Genomic DNA, 23,804 nt, shown 5'->3' with positions numbered 1-23,804 from the left:
AATCTTCATTTTATTAGCCAATAATTTTGATTATTATTTAATTAGTTATCAGTTATTACTGAAAGGGGAGGTGAAAATGGAAGATTTCCTAAAAGATGTATATACATCGATATATAAAAAGTGGATTTTATTTCAACAGATCGATAATTGTCAAATTATGCTTTCATCAAAAGATCAAAATAAAATTATCTTGGAGACAAAGTATGGTGTAGCTAATGTTATTTTTTATAAATTCAATATTATTGAATTAAATGTTATTGGTAAAATAGATCAAGAATCTTGTTTCTTTTTACACTTTCAAATGAATAACATAAATCATGCAATTAATCTATTTTATGAAATGGTTGAATGTTTAAAAACATTGATCAAGAAACCAAAAATAAAAATCTTATTATGCTGCAGTGGTGGTCTTACAACAACTTATTTTGCTTATAAGATTGATGAAGCAATTCAGTTATTTGCTCTTGATTATGAAATTGCAGCAACTGGCTACAACGAATTATTCAAAAAAGGTGAACAATATGATGTAATCCTACTAGCACCTCAAGTTTCTTTTATGTATGCAAAAGTTAAAAAGATTTTTAAAGATAAATATTTACTTAATATTCCTGCACAAGTATTTGCTAAATATGATGTAAAAGAAATTCTTAATCTAGTTGACCAAGAACTAATTAAAAAACGTAACAAAAATGGTCAAGTTCAATTGCTTTCGATTAGAAATAAAACCATCACCTTTCATCGTAAAATTCTATGTATTTCTCTTTTTAGAAATCGTAATCGGATTCATATTGCATATCGACTTTATCAAAGTCAAAGTGATATTATTGTAAACAATGAAACAATTAAACAACGAATTACAATTCAAGACATCTATGATGTTATCGATACTGTTTTATTAAATTATCCAGGTATTGAGGTTATTGGTTTTTCAACACCAGGAATTGTTAATAATGGATTTGCTACAACTGCCAGTATTAATGGTTTTGATGATATGAATTATAAAAAATTGTTTACAAGCAAATATTCACAAAAATTTATTATTACAAACGATGTTAATACCGCAGCAATTGGCTATCATGCTACTCAAAATCAATACTCATCAATTGTGTTACTTTTTCAGCCAATGAGTACTAAAGCTGGTGCTGGTATCATCATTGATAATAAATTAATCAATGGCAAGCATAACGTGGCAGGTGAAATGAAATACCTCCCCGTAAATCTATTAGAGAAAGGTGCTAATGTATATAAAACACCAGAAGATATTATTAAAATTGTTAAATATATTTCTTTATCGATTATTAGTGTAATTGGGCCTGAGGCAATCGTTATCTTTTGTAGTCTTTTACCTAATATTGAAGATTTAGAAAATGAGTTAAAAACAGTATTACCACAAGAATATATTCCTCGGTTAATTAAAATTGACGATATTCAAGAATATATTTTCCTAGGTCAAACAATTATTTGTACCTAAATTAAATAAAAATTAAGGAGAAAATTATGAAAAAGATTTTATTAGTATGTTGTGCAGGAATGTCTACAAGTTTATTAGTAAACCGGATGCGAGAAGTTGCTAAAACAAAAGAAATTGATTGCAAAATCTGGTCAACAAGTGAAAAAGAATTACCAAATGAATTTGCCCAAGAACCTGCTGATGTAATTCTTGTTGGTCCACAAATCAGATATTTACTTAATAATATTAAAAAAGAAGTAAACAATACTGTTCCAGTTGAGCTTATTGATATGCGTATTTACGGTATGATGGATGGTGAAAAGGTTCTTAATCAAGCTTTAAACGCATTAGAAAAATAATCAACTGACAGCTATTTTAAATAGTGCATATAATTAGATAATTCAAGACGATAGAGCAATGTTGCATATAAAATATTGATTACGTATTCAGCACTAAAAGTAGCACATAAGCTATCAATATCTTCAAATAAACTAGTATCAAATAATAGATAATCGTGGCACAGCTGAATTAGATCCTTACCCTTTTTACCTAATATCCCGACCGTATATACATTCCTATTTTTTAAGATTTTAGCAATTTCTTTAATTAAGTTATTATCGCCGGTCGTAGTGATAAGGATCGAGACGTTACTTTGATGCTGCTGCATATTATCAATATATTTAATATTAATACCATTTTGATATGAACAAGGAAGCCCTAATGATTGTAATTTAAAACACATTTCTTTAGCAATCGTATCTGAAAGACCAATTCCATAAATATCGATAAACGAAGCACTCAATATCCGATTACAAACACGATTAACAACATTTTTATCTAGTAATCGATTTGTCTGAATCATCGCTTTTTCATATAAAGAGGCAATTACTTTTTCAGTATCTTCTAAAGATGTAAAATACTGTTCAGGATGCTCAGTTGGGAGATCATTATATTTAAGATAATCATTTCTTTCTAAGATCAATGTAGATAAAAATTCACGAAAATTATTGAACCCTAATTTCTTATAAAGACGGGTTACTGCCGCTTGTGAAGTATAACTCTGTTTTCCCAACTCACTGCTTGTAAGATTATTAATTTTTTGATCTTTGTTTAAAAGAAATTGAGCAATACTTTTTTCAGTATTGGTAAGGTTATTATCATCTAATAAGTGTTCTATAATCATATTTCGTAGACCTCCTTTAACTATTTGATCGTATCTATATTTTATCAAATAATCAATAAAATAAAAGGGTTGAATAAATCAACCCAGTAATTGTCTATTAATCGCATAAACATTGCCAATTATCATCAAAATGTGCTTTGAAGCACATTTTTATCTGTTCTAAAGTTACTTTCTCCTCAGCCAATTCAGGAAGTTCATCTAGGCTAAAATAACCACTATCAAGTGTTTCGATATTTGGTTTAAATGCACCACCAAGATAAGAACATTCTATGAAAATCTTAGTAATTCCATACGCATAGCGAGGCGTATTATGAATATTACGATCTAGAATTGCAATTACTTTAACTATCTGAGCCTCAATCCCGGCTTCTTCTTGTAATTCCCTAATTGTATTTTCCTTAACACTTGCTAAAGCATCTACCCAACCACCGGGAATTGACCAGCGTCCATCAGATTCCTGCACCAGCAAAATCTTATCACCTTTAAAAACAGCACCACGAGAATCTAATTTTGGTGTTTGAAACCCTGTTTCATTACAAAATAATGAAGTAACTGTTGCAATCGGTAAATCACTTTGTAAAGCGACCATTTCTGCAGATATTTGACGAATTCGCTCAAATCTTTCTTGATCAAATTTATCTTTTGTATATGCTAATCCACCTTGAGCTAAAAATTGTAACTCTTGAGCTAAATCTAACCACCTATTTTGTTTGTTCATCATTTTTTTCTCTAGTTTCATTAATTACAACTCGATGCGGATATGGAATATCAATCCCGTTTTCATCAAAACGTTTCTTAATAATCAAACGCAAATCTGATAATAATTGAAAACCAGCACCACTATCCTTAGAGAATAATGTTGCTCGTAATTGAATTCCACTATCATTAAATTCGACACAATGAACTTTAACCATTGGTTCATGTTTTTTCTTTTGTGCTTTAGTTCTGCCATCTAAACATAATGAATGTTTACTTCCTTCTTCTTGAATAATTTCAATTGCTTTTTGAATATCACTTTCGTAAGAAACCTCAAGATATAAATAGTTGGCTTTTTGAGTCTTAACATTAGATACATTTTCAATAATTGCTTTATTCATTATCGTATTAGGTATAATTACCTGTGTTCTTTCTAATGTTTCAATGACACTGTGGCGCATTGAAATATCAATTACAGTTCCAATAACATTATATTCTCTAACATTGACAAAATCACCAATTTTATAAGGCTTATAAGTCATGATCATAAAACCATTGATCATATTACTTGCAGCTTCTTGTGATGCTAACCCAACTACAACTGCTAAGATTCCTCCACTGGCCAGCAGAGCCTTAATGATTGACTGCATCGCCGTAATTTCACTCATAATAATTGCTAAAACAATTGTTACTAAAACGATTTTTTTAATACGCATTGGAAAAACTAATTTCAACGGATCATTTATCTTCTTTTTTATAATTTTATTGATTATTTTATTAATAACCAAAACTATAACAACTGATATCAAAATACTTATTCCGCTATCAATTAATCCATGTTCAAATAAACTATTTATTCGTTCATAAGTTTTATCCATTTAACCACCTACTTAGATTTTGAACCATAATATTTACCAATAAAATATAGACAGATACATTGAATAGCTCCAATTATTGATAACATCAATAAAACATAGCTAATCCAAAATAATATATCATTACCTGTATTAAAAGCATTAATTATTAGAAATACTACAAACGATATAGCTGCCACAATCCCTAAATACTTTGAAAAGCCTAGAAATCTAGCCGATAAAATTCTATTTTTGTCCATTTTATTTACCTATACAAAAGCGTTTAAATAATTCATCTAATAAATCTTCTTTCGCTTTCTCTCCTAATATTTCTTTTAAATTATTCCAACATTCATATAAATCAGTAACAATCAAATCCGTTGGTATCATCATTTCCATAGCTTCAACAGCTTGCTTTAAAGCCTGACTAGCACGTTGTAATAACATTGTTTGACGTGCATTTGTCAGAATATGATCATTATTATCAATAATCTTACCTAACTCAAACATTTTTTTGATTTCTTCTGTCAAAGTGCTAATTTGATTATCTTTAGCACTAATAACAATACCATCTAAATCTACTTTTGTTCCTTGATCGGCTTTATTAAGCACGATAATTCTAGTAGCATCTTCTGTTAGTTCTAATAACTGCATATCTTCACTACTTAATGACTGCGAACCATCAATTACCAATAAAACAAGGTCCGCTTGGTGAATCAGTTCTTTAGACTTTTCAACCCCCATACTTTCAATGATATCATCAGTTTCTCGGATTCCTGCAGTATCAATCATATTGAGAACTACTCCATCAATGCTAATACTTCCTTCAACAATATCCCGGGTTGTTCCTGCAATATTTGTTACAATTGCTTTATCCTCTCGAAGCAGAGCATTCAATAAACTACTCTTACCAACATTAGGACGTCCAATAATAACTGTTTTAATTCCCTCTTTAACTAATTTAATATTTTTAGAATCATCAAGAATCTTATTCATTTTAGTCAATAGATTGGCACTTCGTGGTAATAACGAAGAAGCAGTCAATTCCTCAACATCATCATATTCAGGATAATCAATATTAACTTCGATCTGAGTGATTATTTGAATTAAATCTTCTTTCAAATCTTCAATAAAACCGCTAATACTACCACTAATTCCTTTTAACGCTAAATCTGTTGCATAACTATTTTTAGCAGTAATAATATCACTAATTGCCTCAGCCTGTGATAAATCAATTCGACCATTAAGAAATGCTCTTTTACTAAACTCACCACGCTCAGCCATTCTAGCACCATTTTTGATACACACTTCTAATACTCGTGAAGTAATATAAACACCACCATGACAATTTATTTCCACCATTTCTTCACCTGTAAATGTTCTTGTACCTCGATAAATATTAACTAACACTTCATCAATTCTTTTTCCATCGTCAATGATATATCCATAATTGATCGTATGACTAGGTTTTTCTATTATTTTGCCTGTAAAGAATTTTTGAACAAAGGCAATACAATCTGGACCACTTACTCTAATCATTGAAATTGCAGCTTCTAAGCGACTTGTTGCAATTGCAACAATAATATCTTCGTTCAAAATATCACCTTCCTTTATCTTTTGTATTTTATCATAAATTATTATTAATTAATATACCTAATCAATGCTATAATGGTGGTAAGCAGGGAGGAATTCAACATGAAACTTGGAATTATCGGTAGCGGAATGATCGTCTACGATTTATTAACATTCATTGATATTATTGATGAAATAGAACTAACGGCAATATTAGGGAGAAAAGAATCTCAAGAAAAAATTGAAACACTTATAAATAAACATCATATAAAAAAAGCATACTATGATTATGATGAATTGTTAAATGATGATGAAATAGATACTATTTATGTAGCTTTACCAAATCATCTCCATTACGAATATACAAAAAAAGCCTTATTGCATAATAAACATGTTATTTGTGAAAAACCATTTACTTCAAATGTCAATGAATTAGATGAATTAATTGCTTTAGCTAAACAACAAAATTGTCTTTTATTTGAAGCAATTACAAACCAGTATCTTCCAACTTTTAAAGAAATAAAAGAAAAAATATCTGAGATTGGGAAAATCAGTATTATTTCATCTAATTATTCCCAATATTCTTCACGTTATAACGCTTTTAAACGTGGTGAAATATTACCAGCATTTGATGTCAATAAATCTGGTGGGGCTTTAATGGACTTAAATGTATATAATATTCATTTTGTTGTTGGTTTATTTGGTGCCCCTAATAAAGTAGAATATTTTGCTAATATTGAAAAAGGAATTGATACTTCAGGAGTTGCTATCTTGGAATATCCAACATTTAAAGCAATCTGTATTGGTGCTAAAGATTGTGGTGCTCCAATCATTTCTACAATTCAAGGTGACCAAGGTTGTGTAAAAATTGATGGTCCTACCAGTGTTCTAACTGATGTGCAAATTTTAAGAAATGGCCGAGATAGTGAGATTCTACCAACTGGTAACTATCATCGAATGTATAGCGAATTTAAAGTTTTTGCGGAATGTATTGATAATAATGACTTTACTACATGTAATAAAATGCTTGAACATTCACGAATCGTCATGGATGTTTTAACTAAAGCACGCCAAAGTGCAAATATTATTTTTGGTTGCGAACGGGATACAAAATAATCTGTATCCTTTTTTATTATCAAGACATAGTAACAATGCTATAATAATATATATACATTACAAATTGGAAGAGGGTGGCTAAATGCAGAAGATATTTAGGAAATACATTATCATAATCATGTCTATTTCATTAGCCTCTGTTCTTTTAATAAATTTTTTCTTATCAACTGATTCTTTACAAGCCCGAACTTTAGAAACATTTAATTTAAAAATTAATCAAGTAATTCAAACAATTGAAAATAATCGTACCGAATTAGTATCTTTGAAATCTAGTCTTGATGAAGATTATTTAACTAGAGCAAAAGCATTTGCTTATGTTATTGAAAAAAATCCTAATATCATTGAAAGTGTCACTGAACTTCAAAATTTAGCTACACTACTTGATGTAGATGAATTACATGTAAGTGATAGTGAGGGTTTAATTGCTTACTCATCAGTTCCTAAATATGTTGGTTTGGATTTTCATAATGGTGAACAAATGCGTGGTTTTTTACCAATTTTAGAAAGCGATGACCCTGATGAATATGTTATTCAAGATGCTCAGCCTAATACTGCTGAAGGTAAAATTATGAAATATGTTGGAGTGGCTCGTAAAGACAAAAAAGGATTAGTACAAGTCGGTCTTGAACCAACACGACTTTTAGAAGCACAACAAAGGAATACATATTCCTATATATTTTCTAGATTTCCCACAAATGAAGGTGAGCAGCTTTTTGCAATCAATAAAACAACCAACGAATTGATTGCCAGCACTAATGATTTAGACGACAAAGAAGCAAGTTACTATACTTATGATAATTTAAAAGATTGTCAATCTGGTACTTTTAAAGATATTGGAAACAAAACTGAAAATTTTTTTGTAACTAGAGAATATGATAATATTTTAATTGGAGCAACTGTTCCAAAAGATATTTTATATAAAAATCGTTCAAGTGATTTATTATTAATTGGTGCTTATTTAATTGCAATCGAAATCGTTATCGTTGTGTCAATCAATGTTATATTAAACAAAAAAGTATTAAAAGGAATTCATAGTGTCCTCAATGATTTAAATAGAATAAAAAATGGCGATTTAAATACTGTCGTAAAAGCTGATGATAATCAAGAATTGATAGATTTAAGCTCTGGAATCAACAGTATGGTTAATAGTGTTGTCAACTCCGCTGATCGAATATCAAAAATTATCTCCATTATCGATATCCCACTAGCAGCATTTGAATATCAAAATGATACGAAACAACTTTTTGCCACTGCAAGATTGAAAGAACTGCTCCATTTAAGTGATGAAGAAGCAAATCAAATGTATCTTGATCCAAAACAACTATTAAAAAAACTACAAATAATTATTAGCAATCCAATTGAAAGTGAGAGTGATGTTTATTGTCTTGAAAAAGATACTTTTATAAAAATCCGACTTGTGAAAGATGAAAATGGTTTCTATGGAACTGTTAATGATGTTTCTTCTGATATTTTAAAGAAAAAACAAATTCAGTACGAAAAAGATCATGATCATTTAACTGGACTATTACTATACCCATCATTCAAAAGAGAAGTAACTTTAGTCATTAATAACAATAATTATAATCATTTATATGCAGCTGTAATGGTTGATTTAGATTCATTTAAACATATAAATGATACTTATGGTCATGATTTTGGTGATCATTATTTGAAACGTTTGACCTACGCATTAAATAAGCTTTCTAAATCAAATTGTTTAATCGCACGACGATCTGGTGATGAATTTTGTCTCTTTATTTATAATTATCAAGATAAAAATACTATAATAAATCAATTAAATAAATTATGGTCTTATTTTAAAGAAGAATTAATTGAACTTCCTGATCATTCATATCAATCAATAAAAGTATCTGGAGGCTTTGTATGTAGCAGTGGTCCAAATAATACTATCGAAGAATTAATGAAGAAATCTGATAAAGCTCTGTATGAAGCAAAAAACCACTATAAAGGTCATTTTATTGAATATAAAGGAAAATAGTTGATAGTAAATAAGAAAAAACTACGGAAATATAACCCGTAGTTTTTATTATATTATGTGTCTGTCAAAGTGCCCTGACAATATTTGATAAACTTCCCTCCCCACAAGAGACGTTATCTTTAGGAAAAATAAATATTATTTAATTATTTTTTCCCGTATAGCCATTCTATTATCCATTCAAAGAAACTATATAATTGCACCGCTAAATCCTCCTTTACGAGGAAATAATAACGATAAAATCTTTCTTTTGTTGTTTCTTGTATTTTAATGAATTATTTTGTATTTTATTAGATGTATTAAACAATTTTTTAAATTTTTAATACATTTAATAATGTTATATCAATAACTAAACTTTGATTAGTCACACTATAATCAATACTTCCATTATATTTCAAAATAATATTATTAATAGTAATCAATCCAAGGCCATGATTTTCTTTATCTTCTTTTGTGGTTTTATTTTCTTTGATTATATTTATATCAAAGTATTTATCAACAGGATTAATAATTTTAATTAATAAATTTCTTTTTATATTTGCAACGTATAGCTTAATAAAACGATTATTACTTAATTTATAATTTGCTTCAATAGAATTTAATACTAAATTATAAAATAGTGAACATACATCCATACTATCCATCTGTATATTACCAATTACATAATAAGATAAATCAAATTGAATATGACTATCTTTAAATGTTTGATCAAATGAATTTAAAATACTAGAGATATAGATATTATTAGTGTTATAAATATCTTTACCAGTTATTGCTTCCGACATATTTCCTATATAAATATTTGCTTCATCATAATTTTTAGAATTTATTAATTCATTTACAACTGCCAAATGTCCTTTAATATCATGTTTAAACTTACGAATATTAGAATAATTATCAATAATTTTTTTATAATAATCTTCTTGTAATTTCAATGTTTTATCTTTCATTATACTATCTAAATAATATTGTTCTTTTTCTTTCTTATTCTTAATAAACAAAATAATTGATATAAATGAAATAACTATATTCAAGTGTGCAACAATTATAATTGACATTGATACCCTTGAGCTAACAATATCGTGATACATTACAACTATAAATTGCGGAAATAAAGTTGCACTAAAACAAAAAATAACATTCATGAATATATACCACGGCATTTCAGATAAATTATATTTCTTAATATAAATTAATTTAGCCATTTTTATTGGTTTAACTCCGCATATCACAATTAATAATCTTAAAATATTTGATATAACAAACTGCATATTTGGTGGTTCATAAAGGTTATATTTGAAAAATAAATTCATAAATTGTTCTAATACTGTTGTAATTAAAATAGTAATTATAACTACTTTAAATGTTTTAAATAATTTATCTCTATAAATAATAATTAGATAGATTAAACATATCAGTGCATTTAAATCTATCCATATATCCTCTATTTTACTATAAAATATTATATATATTACTAAAATTATACTAGATAATATGATATTTTCTTTAGTTCTCTTTTTCTTATCATTATTTAAATCAAATATAGCATCACCAATTAATAAATATTTAGCTATATCAATATACTGTTTAATTAATAAAATTATCCAGCTAGTCATAAATTATATTCTCCAATAAATATTTTCTATAAGTAATTAATACTGTTTTACGGTTACTCTTTGATATCGGTAATCTTTCATCATTATCCAAAATTAAAAACTTATTATTTATTTCGTTAATATACCTCATATTTATTAAATAAGATTTATGAATTCTAATAAAATTTGAATTATGTATTTTATTAGCAAAATCTTTAAGTGTCATGCGATAAACTTCATAACTGCCATTTGTATGAATATTAATATATGGTCCATCGGCTTTTACATAATATACTTCATATAAATCAATTATATCTTCGCTTATTTTAATTAAGCGATGTTCTAAAAGTTCTTTAAATATTTTATTAAGCGGGATATCCATCTTATGAAGAACATCTTTACTGATATATCCATAGACATTCTTCCCAAATGAATCACTCATATATTCCTCATAGTTGGTTAGAAAAATAATTCTTGATTGATTATTTCGATTATAAAATATTTCTTTTACCTCTATACCTGAAACTTTATCCATTTCAATATCTAAAATTATAAAATCAAAATATTGCTTACTTTCTAATAATGCCTCTCCACAATAAAAAGTATGATATACAAAACTATTATTTCTTTTCCAACTACAATTATTTAAATACTGAATTATTTCGTTTATGTAATTTTTGTCATCATCACAAATTGCAATATTTATCTCCATTTAAACTACTCCTATCACTGGCTAACTATAACAAAATCCTGCAAACTTGTATATCTTTCTTTACTTATCAACTTCAATATACACTGATTTTATCTACAAAATTAAATTTATCTAAAGATTGGTCTAACTTTTTTTATCACAACCTAATTTTATATCTTGATAACATAAAAAAGAGAGCTATGCTATAAATTAATGCAGTTAGCATGATCTCCCTCTTCAAATATTATTTTTTCATTTCAGTTGTTTCATTTTATTTTCAATAAAATCCAACAGGATTCGCTAGTACATAGTATATCATTACCCTTGGATATTATCTATATTTATTATTATTTTTTATTGTTTTCAATAAAATATTTAATCTATATATTTAATGATATTTGTTTGATTTATAATTGCCTCCGTTTCTGATAGTATTTCTAGTTTCTTAGTATTACCCGTATCTAAAATTACTAACATTGTAATATCTTGATACCCTAATTCTTTTAGTCTTACTTTATCAAAAGTAATTAATTCTTCACCTGTATGTACATAGCTTTCTTTAGCTACTTTTACTGAAAAAATCTTTTCTGTTAGATTAACAGTATCTAGACCAACATGAATTAATAATTCTACACCGTTTGCTAATGTGATTCCAACTGCATGTTCTGTATTTTCCATAATAGCTGTGATTTTACCATCACATGGTGCAACAATTATATTATTATCAGGGTAGATTGCAATTCCATCGCCCATCATTTTTTGTGCAAATACTTCATCTGGTACTTCTGTAATTGGAATGATCTTACCACTGGTGAAGGCTTTTAAATATTTATCTTTTTTTTTAAATAATCCCATTTTTTTACTCCTTTATTGTATAATTATTTTACTATATGAAAGAAAAGAGGAAACTTATGTTAATAAATCAACTAGATGATGAAATAATTAAAAATCTAAGTCAAAGTGAATTATATATTCTTCATTATGTTTATGATCATCCTGATGAGGTTATTGACATGAGTATTCAAGAATTAGCTAAAGCTGTTGCCTTTTCTTCTGCTACGATTCTTCGTTTTTGTAAGAAACTTAATTTTAGTGGTTTTGCTGAATTTAAGTTTGCATTAAAACAGCAAAATAAAGAAATTGCGAATTTAAAGAAACCAATTTCTTCAATGGATTCTATTACTAGTCTATATGATGATATTGAGAGCACTTCATTATTAATCAAAGAGCGTTATTTAAAAGAAATCATCGATTTGATTGATAGTAATAAAAGAATCCATCTATATGGTGAAGGTATTTCCCGAATTCCTGTCGACTATCTTGAAAAATTGTTATTTTCAATTGGTCGTCAAAATGTCTACAAGTATAAATCATCTCGTTTAGCAGCACATATTGCTAGTAATGCCAATGAAGATGATATATTAATTGCTATAAGTACTAGTGGTAATTATCCCACTACGGTTAAGATTGTTAAATTATTTAATTTAAATCATGCAACAATTATAGCAATTAGTCCATATACTAAGAATGCTATTGCTGATTTAGCAAATATTAATTTTCGTTTTTTTGTTAATCATCGTGAAAATATTGATACTGAATATACTTCAAGATTAGCAATTTTCTATATTATTGATGTAATATTTAAAACTTATTTAGTTAGAAAGGAAAAGGAATAATGATTGCTTTACTTGAAAATGCTAAATCTTTAGATTTGTCTGAAAATGAAAAAGAGTTACTATATTATCTTGAAAATAGTTGTAAGGAAGTTGTATCAATGACATTATCACAGTTAGCAAAAGCAACGTATATGTCTAATGCTTCAATCATGCGCTTTTGTAATAAGCTAGGCTTATCTGGTTTTAATGAACTAAAATATGAATTAAAGCAAAGTATGCATCAAGAAATTGATTATCAAATGATAATTGAAAAGCCCTTATCCCGTTTTCTTGATAATCTTAAAAACTTAAATTATGAAATTATTGAAGAAGTTGTTGATTTATTGTGTAGTCCTCAACCGATCTATGTCGTAGGTAGGAGTTTAAGCTTAGTGGCTGCTGATTATTTTCAAACTATTTTATCATCTATTGATATTAATTGTATTTTAATCAATGATCTTCATCTATCAAAAAGTGTCTTTAATAATTTAAAGGCTCCTGCTACAATTTTTATTGTATCAGCAAACAATGCTGGAAAGATATATGATGAAGTAGTTACAATTGCTAAGACTCATGACTGTAAAATTATTTTACTTACATCTAACGCTAAAGGTTCATTAGTAGATTCTTGTGATTATGTTTTAAGTAGTAATGATGAAAATCTAACTTATCATGGCGTAGACATAAATTCAAGGCTAGGTATCTTTACAATTATGCAAATAATTATTGAACTAACTGCTCAAAAATTAGCTTTAGAAAAGGCAACTGATTAAATTCGTTGCCTTTTTAATTAGTATTTTAAAACTTCTCTAACTGAATTAGCTACTTGTTCTACTTTAGGACCATAAATTACTTGAATATGATTTTCTGATGGTTTAACAATTCCCATACTTCCTGTCTTCTTAAGTTCTTCTTCATTTACTAATGACATATCTTTTACATCAACTCTTAAACGAGAAATACAATTGTTAACAGTAATAATATTATCAAATCCTCCTAAGCCTTCAATTATTTTTGTTGCTAGCGCTTGTTGTTTATCACTAATACTCGCAGTATCATTAGTATCCTTGTCTCCATCATCTTCCGCAACTTCAATTGATAAATGTTTGCGGTTAAAATACCATTTAAATACATTATAATAGATAATTGCATAGATTGGACCAATAATAATTATCCAATACCAATTAGATCCTGGTTGGAAGACACCCCAGATAAACATATCAATAATACCGCCACCAGTATTTCCAACTGCTACTTGTAATAATGACATTAACATAAAGGAGATACCACCCATAACCGCATGGAATAAGAATAATGGCGGTGCAATAAACATAAATGCAAATTCTAATGGTTCAGTAATTCCAGAAACAATACTTGCTGCAACTCCTGCAATCATTAATGCTTTAACTTTATTCTTTTTTTCACCTGGACTTGTCTTATAAATAGCATAGGCTGCTGCAGGTAATCCAAAGATCATAAACAACATTTTTCCTTGTCCCAAAAACTGTGTATATTCACGCATTACACTAATATCAACACTATCAAAGAATTGCAAGAAAATATTTAAACATCCTTCTACCCCTTGATATACCCCACCGATTGCAGTAGTTCTAAAAATACCATTTAAAACATGATGTAATCCTGTTGGAATTAATAATCTTTCTAAAAATCCAAATGAGAATACCCCTAATAAACCTGATTCAGAAATCAATGTACCCAAACCATTAATTCCAGCTGATACAGGTGCCCAAATAAATGGTGCTACTTGTCCTAATAACGCCATTGCTAAGATAACGACAATTGCAACAAAACGTTTACCACCATAAAAAGCAATTGCTACTGGGAATACTACTTTATGATATTTATTATGCAAAGCCGCTACGGTCACCCCCGTTAAAATACCAGCTACTGCTCCCATATCTAAAGTTTCTACGCCTAAAATAGTTGAAATTTGTAATGAATCAAAATTCATAAAACCAGAATTGATCATACAACTTGCACTTACTAAGAAAGTATAATAGCCAATAAATCCAGCAAATGCTGCAACTTCTTTATCTTCTTTAGCCATCCCAAATGAAATAGAAATAGCAAATAATACTGGTATTAAGGTAAAAACAACATTTGATACTGTTTTTAGTGTATTTAAGATATAAAATACAACTGGCTGTTGTAGAAATGGCACTGCCTCTACTACTTGTGTTTTAAGTAAAGCTGCAGTAACTCCCAGAATAATTCCACATGCTGCTAAAGCCGCAATTGGCATCATTAAACTTCTTCCTAAAGCCGAGAAGAAATCCATTACTTTATTTTTTTTCATACTAATCCCCTTTTATTATTTTATTTTAATTCTGGCCACATTCCTTTATTAGCCTCAATTAAAGCATCTAATACTTTACGAGCTTTTTTACCATCATTGATTAAACGATTTAAAGTAAATGCCATTAATGCTTTTTGATATGAATTTTCAAAATAAGCATCAACAATTAATTTTTCACAAGAAACTTGGTTTACTAACAATCCTAAATAAAATTGTGGAATATTACCTACACGCATTGGTCTTGGTCCATTAATTCCTAATTCACAAACGACTTCAACCATAGCATCATCCTGCATATTAGCGATTGCTCCATTGTTTTCAACAATTAAAATATGACGAGTATTTTTATTATATGCGATTGCTTCAGCTACATTGATCATCATTTCTGCATGGGCATCACTAATATCATCGAATTTATCACCTAAAACACCCGCAGCTATAACTTCACGACATTCATCAAAAACTCGTTTTTCACGTCCTGCCATTACTTCGTCAGCTCTAGTAAAATTAGGATCTAAATGTGCTGCTTTATAATCTGGATATAAATAATATTGATCATATGTGTTTGGTAAAAAATCTGGAAAATCATTCATTAAAGTTTCAACCATACCATAAGTATCCAACCAAGATTGATCTCTTTGTTCCGCATCTTGTGGTAAGAAGCCATTTTTCTTAATTAATTCTCTCAATTTTGGTAATAAATCTTCCCCTGTTTTAATATCGTATATATTAGTAAACCAGCCATAATGATTTAAACCAAAATATACAGGATCTAAATTTTCCCAATCACAACCTAATAAACGACTGCATGAACGAACAACATTTTCTGGTTGATCACAAATATTTAAAATTTTCTTATCATCAGGAAATTCTCTTCTTAATGCTTCAGCTACAATAGCAGCTGGATTTGAATAATTTAAGATCCAAGCTTCAGGTGCATAATTACGAATATCATGAACTGCTTTGATCATATCAACACATGATCTAAGTCCATAAGCCATTCCTCCTGCTCCACATGTTTCTTGTCCAATTAATCCCATGCTTAAAGGAATATGTTCATCTTTAGCACGCATTGGTAATCCCCCTGCACGCATTTGCATAAACACAAAATCCATTCCTTCATATGCTTCTTTAATATCAGTTGTATATGAGAAATCTAATTCAGGAAATTGTTCTTTAAATAAAATTTTTCCAAATTCACCAATTGGTTCTTGGCGCTCTGCATCAATATCAAATAAAACTAATTTTTTTAATGGGAACTGTTCTTTCATACGACAGAATGATTTTAAAAAACCTAATGTAAAGGTACTTCCTCCTCCAACAATACAAACACTATATTTTTTCATTTTTGTTTATCTCTCTTTCTACTTTTTCTGCTTTACTTTGATGGCCTATCAAGTACATATTTACTATCTCATAACACATTTATTTAAACAATACTTTGGCCTTGTTTGGGAATGAAAGCCCTAACTTGTTATTTGTGACATTAAATGTTATTTTTTTCAAATAATTATAATATATTTCAAAAAATAACTTTATTCATAAGTAAAAATTTAATTTTTAGACCATTTTGGTCTTTTTTTATTTGATAACACTATTTTGGTTTGATATAATCTAAGTGGGGATATTGACCTCTCCCAAAATTAATATCCCCTAATCACATATTTTCTGTAATCAAAATAGTAAAGAACCTCGTTATATTCACGAGGTTCTTTACTTAATAATATAAAAGTATACTAAACAAGCAATAATGAAACTATTAACGGAATTGTAAAGACACTGACCAGAGTAGTAATAAAGATACTTTTTGCTGCTAATTCAACATCTCCACCATATTCTTTAGCAAAAAGAACTGCACTATTAGCGACCGGCATTGCCAAATTAACCAAAGTAATTCCTTGAATCAATGGATCTTTGATAAAATATGCAATGATTGGAAAAACAGCAATTGGTAAAATAACTTGTTTAACAATCGTAAAGTAGTATAATCTTAATTCTGTGAACAACTCTTTAACTTTAATATTAGCTAAGGTTGCCCCAATGATCATCATTGCTAATGGTGTTGTCATGTCCCCAACCATACCACATGAATTAGCAATTACATCAGGAATTGGAATTTCTAAAAAATAAATAAATATTGCAATAATTGAAGCAACTACTCCGGGTGAAAGTAAATTTTTAGGATTTAATTTCATTTTTACATCATTCCCATAATTAATTAAAATAACGCCTAAAGTAAATACTTCTAAATTAAAAAGGATATTAAATAAAGCAGTATAAAAAACTGCGTCATTACCAAACAAGGCTTTCATAATTGGATATCCCATAAATCCAGTATTAGAAAAAATTGTCATAAACATGTATAATCCTTTTTGGTGCATTGGAATTCGCATTAATTTAACTAAAACAAAACTGATGACCGGTAAGGCCACATACACTGCTGTAGCAATTGCTAAAGTATAAATGACCATACTCTTTTCACTAATCGATGTTGTACAAACAGATGAAAAAATAAGTGCTGGTGTAGTAATTGAAATAACAATAAAATTTAGTTTCGTATTTAATTCATCATTTAATATTTTCTTTTTTTGCATAAAATAACCAAGTCCAATAATTAAAAATAATTGAATCATTTGGTTAATAACTACCATAATATCCATGATAATCCCCCAATCTTTCATTGATAGAATCATACCACGATATTAATTAGTTTAGAATGATATTTGCAAATAATGAAAAAGACAATCACGAATATTAATAAATTTTATTGTATAATACTAGCAAGCTAAATTATAATGAATATTAATTGTAATAAAACAATAAGAAGGAGATACTATGGAAAGTATAAAAAATGATAAAAATAAGGTAAATACCAAAGAAGAAGACGAATTGGGTGAATTAGCATCTGGAATTCTTGAAATAATGGTTGATGGCTATGGATTTTTAAGACCTAAAAATTATACTCAAGAAAGTCGTGATATTTACATTTCCCAATCACAGATAAGACGCTTTAATTTAAAAAATGGCGATGAAATAGTTGGTCATGCACGTAATTCTAAAAATGGTGAACGATATAATGCACTTATGCGAGTTGATTTAGTTAACGGACAAAATCCAGATCAAGCAAAAAAAAGAATTGCTTTTGAATTTTTAACACCGATTTATCCTAATGAAAGAGTATATTTAGGTAAAGATAATGAACAATTATCAATGCGTCTAATTGACTTAATTTCTCCAATTGGAAAAGGTCAACGAGGAATTATTGTTGCACCACCAAAAGCTGGAAAAACGACATTACTAAAAGATATTGCTTTATCTGTATCAAAAAATTATCCAAACATCAAGATATTTATCTTACTTATTGATGAACGACCTGAAGAAGTAACCGATATTAAAGAAGCATTGGATGCTGATAATGTTGAAGTTATCTACTCTACTTTTGATGAAAAATCAGAAAGTCATATCAAAGTTGCACAAACTACCCTTGAACGAGCTAAACGCTTAACAGAACAAGGATATGATACAATGATCTTGTTAGACAGCTTAACACGATTAACTAGAGCAAATAATTTAACTGTTACCCCTTCAGGAAGGACCTTATCAGGTGGTCTAGATCCTGCATCATTTTATTTTCCTAAACGCTTATTTGGAGCTGCAAGAAATACACGTGAAGGTGGTAGTCTAACTATCTTAGCTACTGCTTTAATAGAAACAGGAAGTCGGATGGATGATATGGTTTATGAAGAATTTAAAGGTACTGGAAATATGGAACTAGTACTAAGCCGTAAATTACAAGAAAAGAGAATTTTTCCCGCGATTGACGTACAAAAATCCGGTACTCGTCGAGAAGATTTATTATTGAGCAAAGATGAATATGAAGCAATGCAAATAATTCGAAAATCTTTAGATCAAACTACGATCGAACAAGCAACTGATTCATTATTAAATATGTTTGAAAAAACTAAAGATAATGAAGTATTAATAAAAAATATTTTAGTTTCAACAAAACATCAAAAATAATATAGTTAGTTTTAGTTATTTACTTCTACATACTAACACACTTCTTTGAAATAATGAATTTCTGCTAAATCTGGTTGTGCAAGTATTAAGCTAACCAGATTTATTTATTTTTAATCTTATTTATTACCATAATACTAATTATACTAAAAAACGTAGCCTCATCATGATTCATTAGCTTTACTATTTCCTATAATTTTATTCTACTCTTGTTAAATAAAAAAAATCAAAACATTTATAACAATGTTTTAACTTTTGTGCAATTTATTTTGCTGATAATAGTAGTATGATAAAACAGTTGCTAAAAGGAAAGCAACAAAACCAAAAATAAATGGTAAGCGAGGATTAAATGTATAAAAGAAACCAGCCATCAAGGCACCTATAATTCCACCCAATGATTTTATCGCGTTGTAAAATCCCATTACAATACTACTATTAGTATCATTAGAACGGCTAGCTACTAAATCTTGAGTCACTGGTATAATGATTGCGTTCAATGCAAAGAAAATTATATTCATCACAATAAATATAATTATATTATTTGTTGCTAAAACCCCTAACATCGTAACACTACTCAACAATAAAATCAGCATTGACGATCTAGAAACATTAGTATTCTTAATGATCCATAAACAAATCGTACCATTAGCAACTAAAGAAATAATTCCAATTGCAGCCTTGATAATTCCATTATAACCTGATGTTAAATTATAAATATCTTTGATATAATAATTAAAACTTTGTTCAAAAGCAGTAAAACCAAGAAATGCAAGGCAGCAGATCGTAAACATAATTAAATATTTTTTATCTATAAATACTTTTGCTTGTTTAAATGAATTAAAAGGGTTTGCTTGTTTTATGAGCAAAGCAACTTTTTGTTTGACTGGTGAAACAACATCATTTTCACAAAAAAGATAAAAGAAAATACCACAGCTAGCTAAAGTAGCTGCTTGAACTGCAAAGGTTAAATCAATTGAGATTTCCCCAAGCATCCCCCCTATAAAATAACCAAAAGCAGCACAAACACTTGCAACTGTTGCTAAAACAGTTAGATTTTGACCCCTTTTTTCAGGTGGTGTAACATTAACGACATAGGTTAAAAAACTTACATAAGAACCTCCTGTAAAAACGCCTGAAAACATTCTTGCAAATATCACACTATTTTGTGAATTTGCTTGCCAAAACAAAACTTGACCAACTGCGTAACCAATACTACAGATCAACATCGTTGTTTTACTGTTAATTTGTTCATTTAATTTTCCCCAAAATGGTGAAAATAAAAAATTTAATCCCATCATTGCCCCAAATGCAACACCAAACATATAATCTCCCAGTTGAAGATTTTTTATTACTGTTGGAGTAATTGGATGAGCATAATTAGCGGCTAAATTAAAAAGTCCATTAATAATAAAGAACATTAATAATTTATTTTTATTCATCTTATCACCTACTTATTATATTGATTATAATTGAAAGAAAAATAGATAGCAATAATTCTTGCTATCTATTTTAATAACTTTTCTTTATATAGATTAATTTTATAATTCACTGTCTCAATATTCTTTTCCAACTCTTGTTGCTGCAATAATAATATTTCTTTCTGTTTCAAAAAAATTTCATATCGTTGATTAATCGTATTGTCACCTTCTTGACACAACTCAATATAATTTTTTATATATGCTATCGTCATTCCCGTTTTACGCATACACATAATTATGTCTAACCACGATAGATCATCATCATCATAAACTCTTTGATTGCTTTGATTCTTTTTTATTTTAGGTAGTAATCCTTCTTTTTCATAATATCTAAGTGTTGAAGCACTTAGATTGTACTTTTTAGTTACTTCTTTAATTGTATATTCCATTGGTCTCTTCCTTAACTTCTTCAATCATTTTCTTTAATTTATTAATTAAACAGCAGCATTCATATTGTTTATTAATTACCAAATCTTGATGAAATTCTAGAATATCCAGCAAAGTCATTTCTTCATCAATCAATTCTAAGATATCACTACTATTATATCCCATAGTAATCAATGTTTTGATTAGTGATATGACTGCTTGATCCCGGTAATTAAAGTTTGACGTTGTGGCGATTATTTTATTTTTTTGAAGTAGCAATAAAAGTTCTTGATTAATAACTATTTTATCCATGAAGTCGTCCTCCTAAGTTAAGCATACTACTTAAACCTAACTATAGGGCAAGCATTATTTAAATTATTTTTTCATACAATTCAAATAAGCCAAGATCAGAACCCCTAAAATCAAGATTTATTGCTCCCACATATGTATAACCACAACGCTCATATAGCTTGATTGCCGGCACATTGCCTTTACGAACATCTAAACGAATTGTTTTTACCCCATTATTTTTAGCTAATTCATCAGCATATTCTAATAATTTTTGAGCTATTTTTAATCCTTTAAATTGTGGATGAACAGCTAAAGTATGAATTACATAAACTTCATGATCTTGTGCATCTATCTTCCAAGCTGCTAATTGATAATTTTCTTCTTGGACATGATTAATAACAATACTCCCCACTATTTGATCATTTTGCCGCATTACATATAATTCTTTTTTTTTCTATTCCAAAAATTGCTTCATCACGAGTTGGATAAATTCCTTTTTTCCAGCCAGGATAATTTACATTGGCTAGTAAATCGTCTACAACTGCTCCATATAACGCTTCGATCTCATTTACATCAGTTGCCCTTGCTAATTCTATATTCATCTTCATATCACTCCTTAAAGAAAAAACACATGATAACATGTGTCTAATCTACATATGAAATAACCATATGTCTATTTTTTCCTTCACCATGACTTTCTGTCTTAATATGTTCAAATCTAGAAAGTTCTTGATGCATTACTTTACGTTCATCAGCAGGCATTGGATCAAGCTTGATTTCAGCTTTCGTGCGCAATACTTGTTTTCCAAAACGTTTAGCCATTGATGCTACTTTTTTATAACGGTCTTCTTTATATCCGTTAATATCAACGCTAATTTCAAATCTTTTCTTAAAGGTATTGCTTACGGCATTTTTAACAATAAAGTTAATTGCACGTAGAATAACTCCAGCTTTTCCAATTAAGATAGAATTATTACTAGTATTAATATTACAGTAAATACGACCATCTTGTAGATAAGAAACTGTTTCCACTTCAAATCCCATATCTCCAATAAAACGACGAATATAACTTTCAATATATTCTTGGATCATTGGAATTGTATAACACTCAATTTCAGCTTTTTTAGTAAATAAAGTTTTTGTCTCACTAATTACTTCATAATTTAATTCATCAATTGTTACACCTAGTTCTTGACATGCTGTATTTACAGCATCTTGAACTGTTCTTGCCGTATATCTTTTCATATTTTCACCTACTTTTTATTTAGAAAATTAGTAGTTGTTGATTCAACTTCCTTTTTTGCTTTCTCAATATGGAATAATTGAATATATACTGTTCTTATGATATTAATAACATTTGTTGTAATCCAGTACAACGACATTGCTGCAGGCATTGTAGCAGCTAAGTAAACAATGAAGATCGTCATTACATTGTTCATTGTATTCATCGACTTCATTTGTTGACTAGGACGATATTTTGGTGAGCGTTTTGCCATTATTTGAGTAATTTGCATTGCAAAGAATTGTGTTCCTGCAACTAAAACCAATAAAACAATATACGCAATATCCAAATCCATAATATGGCTGATTGGCTTAGCCCCTAAATTAATTCCAAAAATATATGTAGAATATAATATATCAATTCTTTGTACTGCTTGCCACATTGCAAACATGATTGGTAATGTAAGGAATGTTGCAAATGATCCAAACATACTTACATTATTCTTTTTATATAAATTTTGAATCTCTGCATTTTGACGCATTTGTGAAGCTTGATCTTTACGCCCTTTATACTTACGTTGAATCTTTTCCATCTCTGGTTGTAATAATTGCATTTTTTGCGTTGAGACGGTTGATTTGATCATAATAGGTAAAGTGATAATATTAACGATAATTGTAACCCCAATTACCCCAAAAGCTACATTTCCTACATAATCATTAATGAATAAGATTCCTTTAGCTAAAGGAATTACAAAGATAAAATCAAACCACCCTGCATCAAATGACCAAGGAGTTGAACTTGTAATTGCCCTAGAAGCAATTAATTTACCGTTTGCATCAAGATTTTGTGCACATCCTGTCAAGATAGCAACTAAGAAAACTAAACAAAATACTTTTAAGATTTTTTTAGTCTTGTTATCTAACACCATTTATTTTTCCATCCTTTTTAATATTTTTTTATATAAATATTTTAGCTCATTTAGATTAGAATTGAAATCTAAATCTAAATATTTATTTCTAATAATAACTATATAATCATAATTATCATCGAAATTAATTGTTTGTTGAAGCATCATTCTGACTTGACGCTTAATTTTGTTACGAATTACTGCTTTTCCAAGTTTTTTGCTTACTGATATCCCAATTCGAGCATGATCTAAATCATTTTTTAGGTAATATATAATGAAAGAACGATTAGCCATACTTTGTTTTTTCTTAATAATACGGCTAAAATCTTCATTTTTTCGTACTCTAAATTCTTTTTTCATAAATTTTTAGAAAAAAAACCCACCGTAAAGTGGATTTT

26 protein-coding genes are annotated in these 23,804 nt (G+C 28.6%); 7 read left to right on the top strand and 19 right to left on the bottom strand.

Annotated elements, in window-relative coordinates; genetic code table 11:
* Positions 1-76 precede the first annotated feature (76 nt).
* Complete coding sequence (locus KSU54_RS09590; protein WP_117792139.1) at positions 77-1,471, top strand: ROK family protein; 1,395 nt, start codon at positions 77-79, stop codon at positions 1,469-1,471.
* Between the two features lie 26 nt (positions 1,472-1,497).
* Complete coding sequence (locus KSU54_RS09585; protein ID WP_003535566.1) at positions 1,498-1,809, top strand: PTS sugar transporter subunit IIB; 312 nt, start codon at positions 1,498-1,500, stop codon at positions 1,807-1,809.
* Positions 1,810-1,820: 11 nt separating this feature from the next.
* Here the strand turns inward: KSU54_RS09585 and KSU54_RS09580 are convergent, their stop codons facing one another.
* The 5 genes from KSU54_RS09580 to mnmE form a co-directional block, all read right to left on the bottom strand.
* Positions 1,821-2,633, bottom strand: coding sequence for a MurR/RpiR family transcriptional regulator (locus KSU54_RS09580; protein WP_008792558.1), 813 nt, complete (start codon positions 2,631-2,633; stop codon positions 1,821-1,823).
* Positions 2,634-2,730: 97 nt separating this feature from the next.
* Positions 2,731-3,372, bottom strand: a complete 642-nt coding sequence (locus KSU54_RS09575) for an NUDIX hydrolase N-terminal domain-containing protein (RefSeq protein ID WP_003535564.1) — start codon at positions 3,370-3,372, stop codon at positions 2,731-2,733.
* Positions 3,335-4,207 (bottom strand): mechanosensitive ion channel family protein, encoded by an 873-nt coding sequence (locus tag KSU54_RS09570; protein WP_003535563.1) that lies wholly within the window; start codon positions 4,205-4,207, stop codon positions 3,335-3,337. The genes KSU54_RS09575 and KSU54_RS09570 overlap by 38 nt, the downstream gene beginning before the upstream one ends.
* A gap of 8 nt (positions 4,208-4,215) precedes the next feature.
* Positions 4,216-4,443: a hypothetical protein gene (locus KSU54_RS09565; RefSeq protein WP_003535562.1), complete on the bottom strand. Its 228-nt coding sequence runs from the start codon at positions 4,441-4,443 to the stop codon at positions 4,216-4,218.
* Between the two features lies 1 nt (position 4,444).
* Positions 4,445-5,779: a tRNA uridine-5-carboxymethylaminomethyl(34) synthesis GTPase MnmE gene (gene mnmE / locus KSU54_RS09560; RefSeq protein ID WP_003535561.1), complete on the bottom strand. Its 1,335-nt coding sequence runs from the start codon at positions 5,777-5,779 to the stop codon at positions 4,445-4,447.
* A 99-nt stretch (positions 5,780-5,878) separates the two neighbouring features.
* Here mnmE and KSU54_RS09555 point away from each other — a divergent pair, with 99 nt between their 5' ends.
* Both KSU54_RS09555 and KSU54_RS09550 read left to right on the top strand, forming a co-directional pair.
* On the top strand, positions 5,879-6,871 hold the full coding sequence (locus KSU54_RS09555; protein WP_009300415.1) for a Gfo/Idh/MocA family protein: 993 nt from the start codon (positions 5,879-5,881) through the stop codon (positions 6,869-6,871).
* 82 nt (positions 6,872-6,953) lie between these two features.
* Positions 6,954-8,870 (top strand): GGDEF domain-containing protein, encoded by a 1,917-nt coding sequence (locus tag KSU54_RS09550; RefSeq protein ID WP_040434125.1) that lies wholly within the window; start codon positions 6,954-6,956, stop codon positions 8,868-8,870.
* 308 nt (positions 8,871-9,178) lie between these two features.
* Here KSU54_RS09550 and KSU54_RS09545 read toward each other — a convergent pair whose 3' ends face one another.
* The 3 genes from KSU54_RS09545 to KSU54_RS09535 form a co-directional block, all read right to left on the bottom strand.
* A complete protein-coding gene (locus KSU54_RS09545) occupies positions 9,179-10,483 on the bottom strand; it encodes a sensor histidine kinase (RefSeq protein ID WP_003535553.1) in 1,305 nt (434 codons plus the stop codon).
* Positions 10,476-11,174, bottom strand: a complete 699-nt coding sequence (locus KSU54_RS09540; protein ID WP_003535552.1) for a LytR/AlgR family response regulator transcription factor — start codon at positions 11,172-11,174, stop codon at positions 10,476-10,478. Before KSU54_RS09540 ends, KSU54_RS09545 begins: the two co-directional genes overlap by 8 nt.
* Positions 11,175-11,528: 354 nt before the next feature.
* On the bottom strand, positions 11,529-12,008 hold the full coding sequence (locus KSU54_RS09535) for a PTS sugar transporter subunit IIA (protein ID WP_003535551.1): 480 nt from the start codon (positions 12,006-12,008) through the stop codon (positions 11,529-11,531).
* A gap of 56 nt (positions 12,009-12,064) precedes the next feature.
* On the opposite strand from KSU54_RS09535, the gene KSU54_RS09530 reads away from it, so the two are divergent.
* Both KSU54_RS09530 and KSU54_RS09525 read left to right on the top strand, forming a co-directional pair.
* On the top strand, positions 12,065-12,829 hold the full coding sequence (locus tag KSU54_RS09530) for a MurR/RpiR family transcriptional regulator (RefSeq protein ID WP_008792552.1): 765 nt from the start codon (positions 12,065-12,067) through the stop codon (positions 12,827-12,829).
* Positions 12,829-13,581 (top strand): MurR/RpiR family transcriptional regulator, encoded by a 753-nt coding sequence (locus tag KSU54_RS09525; RefSeq protein WP_003535547.1) that lies wholly within the window; start codon positions 12,829-12,831, stop codon positions 13,579-13,581. The genes KSU54_RS09530 and KSU54_RS09525 overlap by 1 nt, the downstream gene beginning before the upstream one ends.
* 17 nt (positions 13,582-13,598) lie before the next feature.
* Here the strand turns inward: KSU54_RS09525 and KSU54_RS09520 are convergent, their stop codons facing one another.
* From KSU54_RS09520 to KSU54_RS09510, 3 genes are all read right to left on the bottom strand, one after another.
* A complete protein-coding gene (locus KSU54_RS09520) occupies positions 13,599-15,125 on the bottom strand; it encodes a PTS transporter subunit EIIC (RefSeq protein WP_003535545.1) in 1,527 nt (508 codons plus the stop codon).
* Positions 15,126-15,145: 20 nt separating this feature from the next.
* Entirely contained in the window at positions 15,146-16,471 is a 1,326-nt protein-coding gene (locus KSU54_RS09515) for a 6-phospho-alpha-glucosidase (RefSeq protein WP_003535543.1), read from the bottom strand.
* 390 nt (positions 16,472-16,861) lie between these two features.
* Positions 16,862-17,785, bottom strand: a complete 924-nt coding sequence (locus KSU54_RS09510; RefSeq protein WP_008792550.1) for an AEC family transporter — start codon at positions 17,783-17,785, stop codon at positions 16,862-16,864.
* 175 nt (positions 17,786-17,960) lie between these two features.
* On the opposite strand from KSU54_RS09510, the gene rho reads away from it, so the two are divergent.
* Positions 17,961-19,145 carry a transcription termination factor Rho gene (rho, locus tag KSU54_RS09505; RefSeq protein WP_003535540.1) on the top strand — a complete coding sequence of 395 codons (1,185 nt, stop codon included), beginning with the start codon at positions 17,961-17,963 and terminating at the stop codon, positions 19,143-19,145.
* Positions 19,146-19,390: 245 nt separating this feature from the next.
* Here the strand turns inward: rho and KSU54_RS09500 are convergent, their stop codons facing one another.
* The 8 genes from KSU54_RS09500 to rnpA form a co-directional block, all read right to left on the bottom strand.
* Complete coding sequence (locus KSU54_RS09500; RefSeq protein ID WP_003535538.1) at positions 19,391-20,581, bottom strand: MFS transporter; 1,191 nt, start codon at positions 20,579-20,581, stop codon at positions 19,391-19,393.
* Positions 20,582-20,646: 65 nt separating this feature from the next.
* Positions 20,647-21,009 carry a MerR family transcriptional regulator gene (locus KSU54_RS09495; protein ID WP_003535536.1) on the bottom strand — a complete coding sequence of 121 codons (363 nt, stop codon included), beginning with the start codon at positions 21,007-21,009 and terminating at the stop codon, positions 20,647-20,649.
* Positions 20,993-21,298: a hypothetical protein gene (locus KSU54_RS09490; RefSeq protein WP_003535534.1), complete on the bottom strand. Its 306-nt coding sequence runs from the start codon at positions 21,296-21,298 to the stop codon at positions 20,993-20,995. Before KSU54_RS09490 ends, KSU54_RS09495 begins: the two co-directional genes overlap by 17 nt.
* 58 nt (positions 21,299-21,356) lie before the next feature.
* Positions 21,357-21,710, bottom strand: a complete 354-nt coding sequence (locus KSU54_RS09485; protein WP_226814513.1) for a GNAT family N-acetyltransferase — start codon at positions 21,708-21,710, stop codon at positions 21,357-21,359.
* Complete coding sequence (locus KSU54_RS18855) at positions 21,697-21,879, bottom strand: hypothetical protein (protein ID WP_226814512.1); 183 nt, start codon at positions 21,877-21,879, stop codon at positions 21,697-21,699. Before KSU54_RS18855 ends, KSU54_RS09485 begins: the two co-directional genes overlap by 14 nt.
* Before the next feature lie 43 nt (positions 21,880-21,922).
* Positions 21,923-22,522 (bottom strand): RNA-binding cell elongation regulator Jag/EloR, encoded by a 600-nt coding sequence (jag, locus tag KSU54_RS09480; protein WP_003535530.1) that lies wholly within the window; start codon positions 22,520-22,522, stop codon positions 21,923-21,925.
* 8 nt (positions 22,523-22,530) lie between these two features.
* Positions 22,531-23,427 (bottom strand): YidC/Oxa1 family membrane protein insertase, encoded by an 897-nt coding sequence (locus KSU54_RS09475; protein ID WP_003535528.1) that lies wholly within the window; start codon positions 23,425-23,427, stop codon positions 22,531-22,533.
* Positions 23,428-23,766, bottom strand: a complete 339-nt coding sequence (gene rnpA, locus KSU54_RS09470) for a ribonuclease P protein component (RefSeq protein WP_003535526.1) — start codon at positions 23,764-23,766, stop codon at positions 23,428-23,430.
* Positions 23,767-23,804: the final 38 nt, after the last annotated feature.

The sequence above is a fragment of the Erysipelatoclostridium sp. MSK.23.31 genome (genome assembly GCF_019125875.1).
In the GTDB taxonomy this organism is placed as follows: Bacteria; Bacillota_I; Bacilli_A; order Erysipelotrichales; family Coprobacillaceae; genus Thomasclavelia; species Thomasclavelia ramosa.
This window is presented reverse-complemented; position numbering and strand designations above follow the sequence as displayed.

Coding starts and splice junctions, on each gene's coding strand:
- KSU54_RS09565 (WP_003535562.1), bottom strand. CDS start 4,443: ATGGACAAAAATAGAATTTTATCGGCTAGATTTCTAGGCTTTTCAAAG.
- KSU54_RS09475 (WP_003535528.1), bottom strand. CDS start 23,427: ATGGTGTTAGATAACAAGACTAAAAAAATCTTAAAAGTATTTTGTTTA.
- KSU54_RS09550 (WP_040434125.1), top strand. CDS start 6,954: ATGCAGAAGATATTTAGGAAATACATTATCATAATCATGTCTATTTCA.
- KSU54_RS09520 (WP_003535545.1), bottom strand. CDS start 15,125: ATGAAAAAAAATAAAGTAATGGATTTCTTCTCGGCTTTAGGAAGAAGT.
- KSU54_RS09515 (WP_003535543.1), bottom strand. CDS start 16,471: ATGAAAAAATATAGTGTTTGTATTGTTGGAGGAGGAAGTACCTTTACA.
- KSU54_RS09530 (WP_008792552.1), top strand. CDS start 12,065: ATGTTAATAAATCAACTAGATGATGAAATAATTAAAAATCTAAGTCAA.
- rho (WP_003535540.1), top strand. CDS start 17,961: ATGGAAAGTATAAAAAATGATAAAAATAAGGTAAATACCAAAGAAGAA.
- KSU54_RS09485 (WP_226814513.1), bottom strand. CDS start 21,710: ATGCGGCAAAATGATCAAATAGTGGGGAGTATTGTTATTAATCATGTC.
- KSU54_RS09500 (WP_003535538.1), bottom strand. CDS start 20,581: ATGAATAAAAATAAATTATTAATGTTCTTTATTATTAATGGACTTTTT.
- KSU54_RS09575 (WP_003535564.1), bottom strand. CDS start 3,372: ATGAAACTAGAGAAAAAAATGATGAACAAACAAAATAGGTGGTTAGAT.
- KSU54_RS09570 (WP_003535563.1), bottom strand. CDS start 4,207: ATGGATAAAACTTATGAACGAATAAATAGTTTATTTGAACATGGATTA.
- jag (WP_003535530.1), bottom strand. CDS start 22,522: ATGAAAAGATATACGGCAAGAACAGTTCAAGATGCTGTAAATACAGCA.
- KSU54_RS09555 (WP_009300415.1), top strand. CDS start 5,879: ATGAAACTTGGAATTATCGGTAGCGGAATGATCGTCTACGATTTATTA.
- KSU54_RS09540 (WP_003535552.1), bottom strand. CDS start 11,174: ATGGAGATAAATATTGCAATTTGTGATGATGACAAAAATTACATAAAC.
- KSU54_RS09510 (WP_008792550.1), bottom strand. CDS start 17,785: ATGGATATTATGGTAGTTATTAACCAAATGATTCAATTATTTTTAATT.
- KSU54_RS09495 (WP_003535536.1), bottom strand. CDS start 21,009: ATGGAATATACAATTAAAGAAGTAACTAAAAAGTACAATCTAAGTGCT.
- KSU54_RS18855 (WP_226814512.1), bottom strand. CDS start 21,879: ATGAATATAGAATTAGCAAGGGCAACTGATGTAAATGAGATCGAAGCG.
- KSU54_RS09545 (WP_003535553.1), bottom strand. CDS start 10,483: ATGACTAGCTGGATAATTTTATTAATTAAACAGTATATTGATATAGCT.
- KSU54_RS09490 (WP_003535534.1), bottom strand. CDS start 21,298: ATGGATAAAATAGTTATTAATCAAGAACTTTTATTGCTACTTCAAAAA.
- rnpA (WP_003535526.1), bottom strand. CDS start 23,766: ATGAAAAAAGAATTTAGAGTACGAAAAAATGAAGATTTTAGCCGTATT.
- KSU54_RS09580 (WP_008792558.1), bottom strand. CDS start 2,633: ATGATTATAGAACACTTATTAGATGATAATAACCTTACCAATACTGAA.
- KSU54_RS09585 (WP_003535566.1), top strand. CDS start 1,498: ATGAAAAAGATTTTATTAGTATGTTGTGCAGGAATGTCTACAAGTTTA.
- KSU54_RS09590 (WP_117792139.1), top strand. CDS start 77: ATGGAAGATTTCCTAAAAGATGTATATACATCGATATATAAAAAGTGG.
- KSU54_RS09525 (WP_003535547.1), top strand. CDS start 12,829: ATGATTGCTTTACTTGAAAATGCTAAATCTTTAGATTTGTCTGAAAAT.
- KSU54_RS09535 (WP_003535551.1), bottom strand. CDS start 12,008: ATGGGATTATTTAAAAAAAAAGATAAATATTTAAAAGCCTTCACCAGT.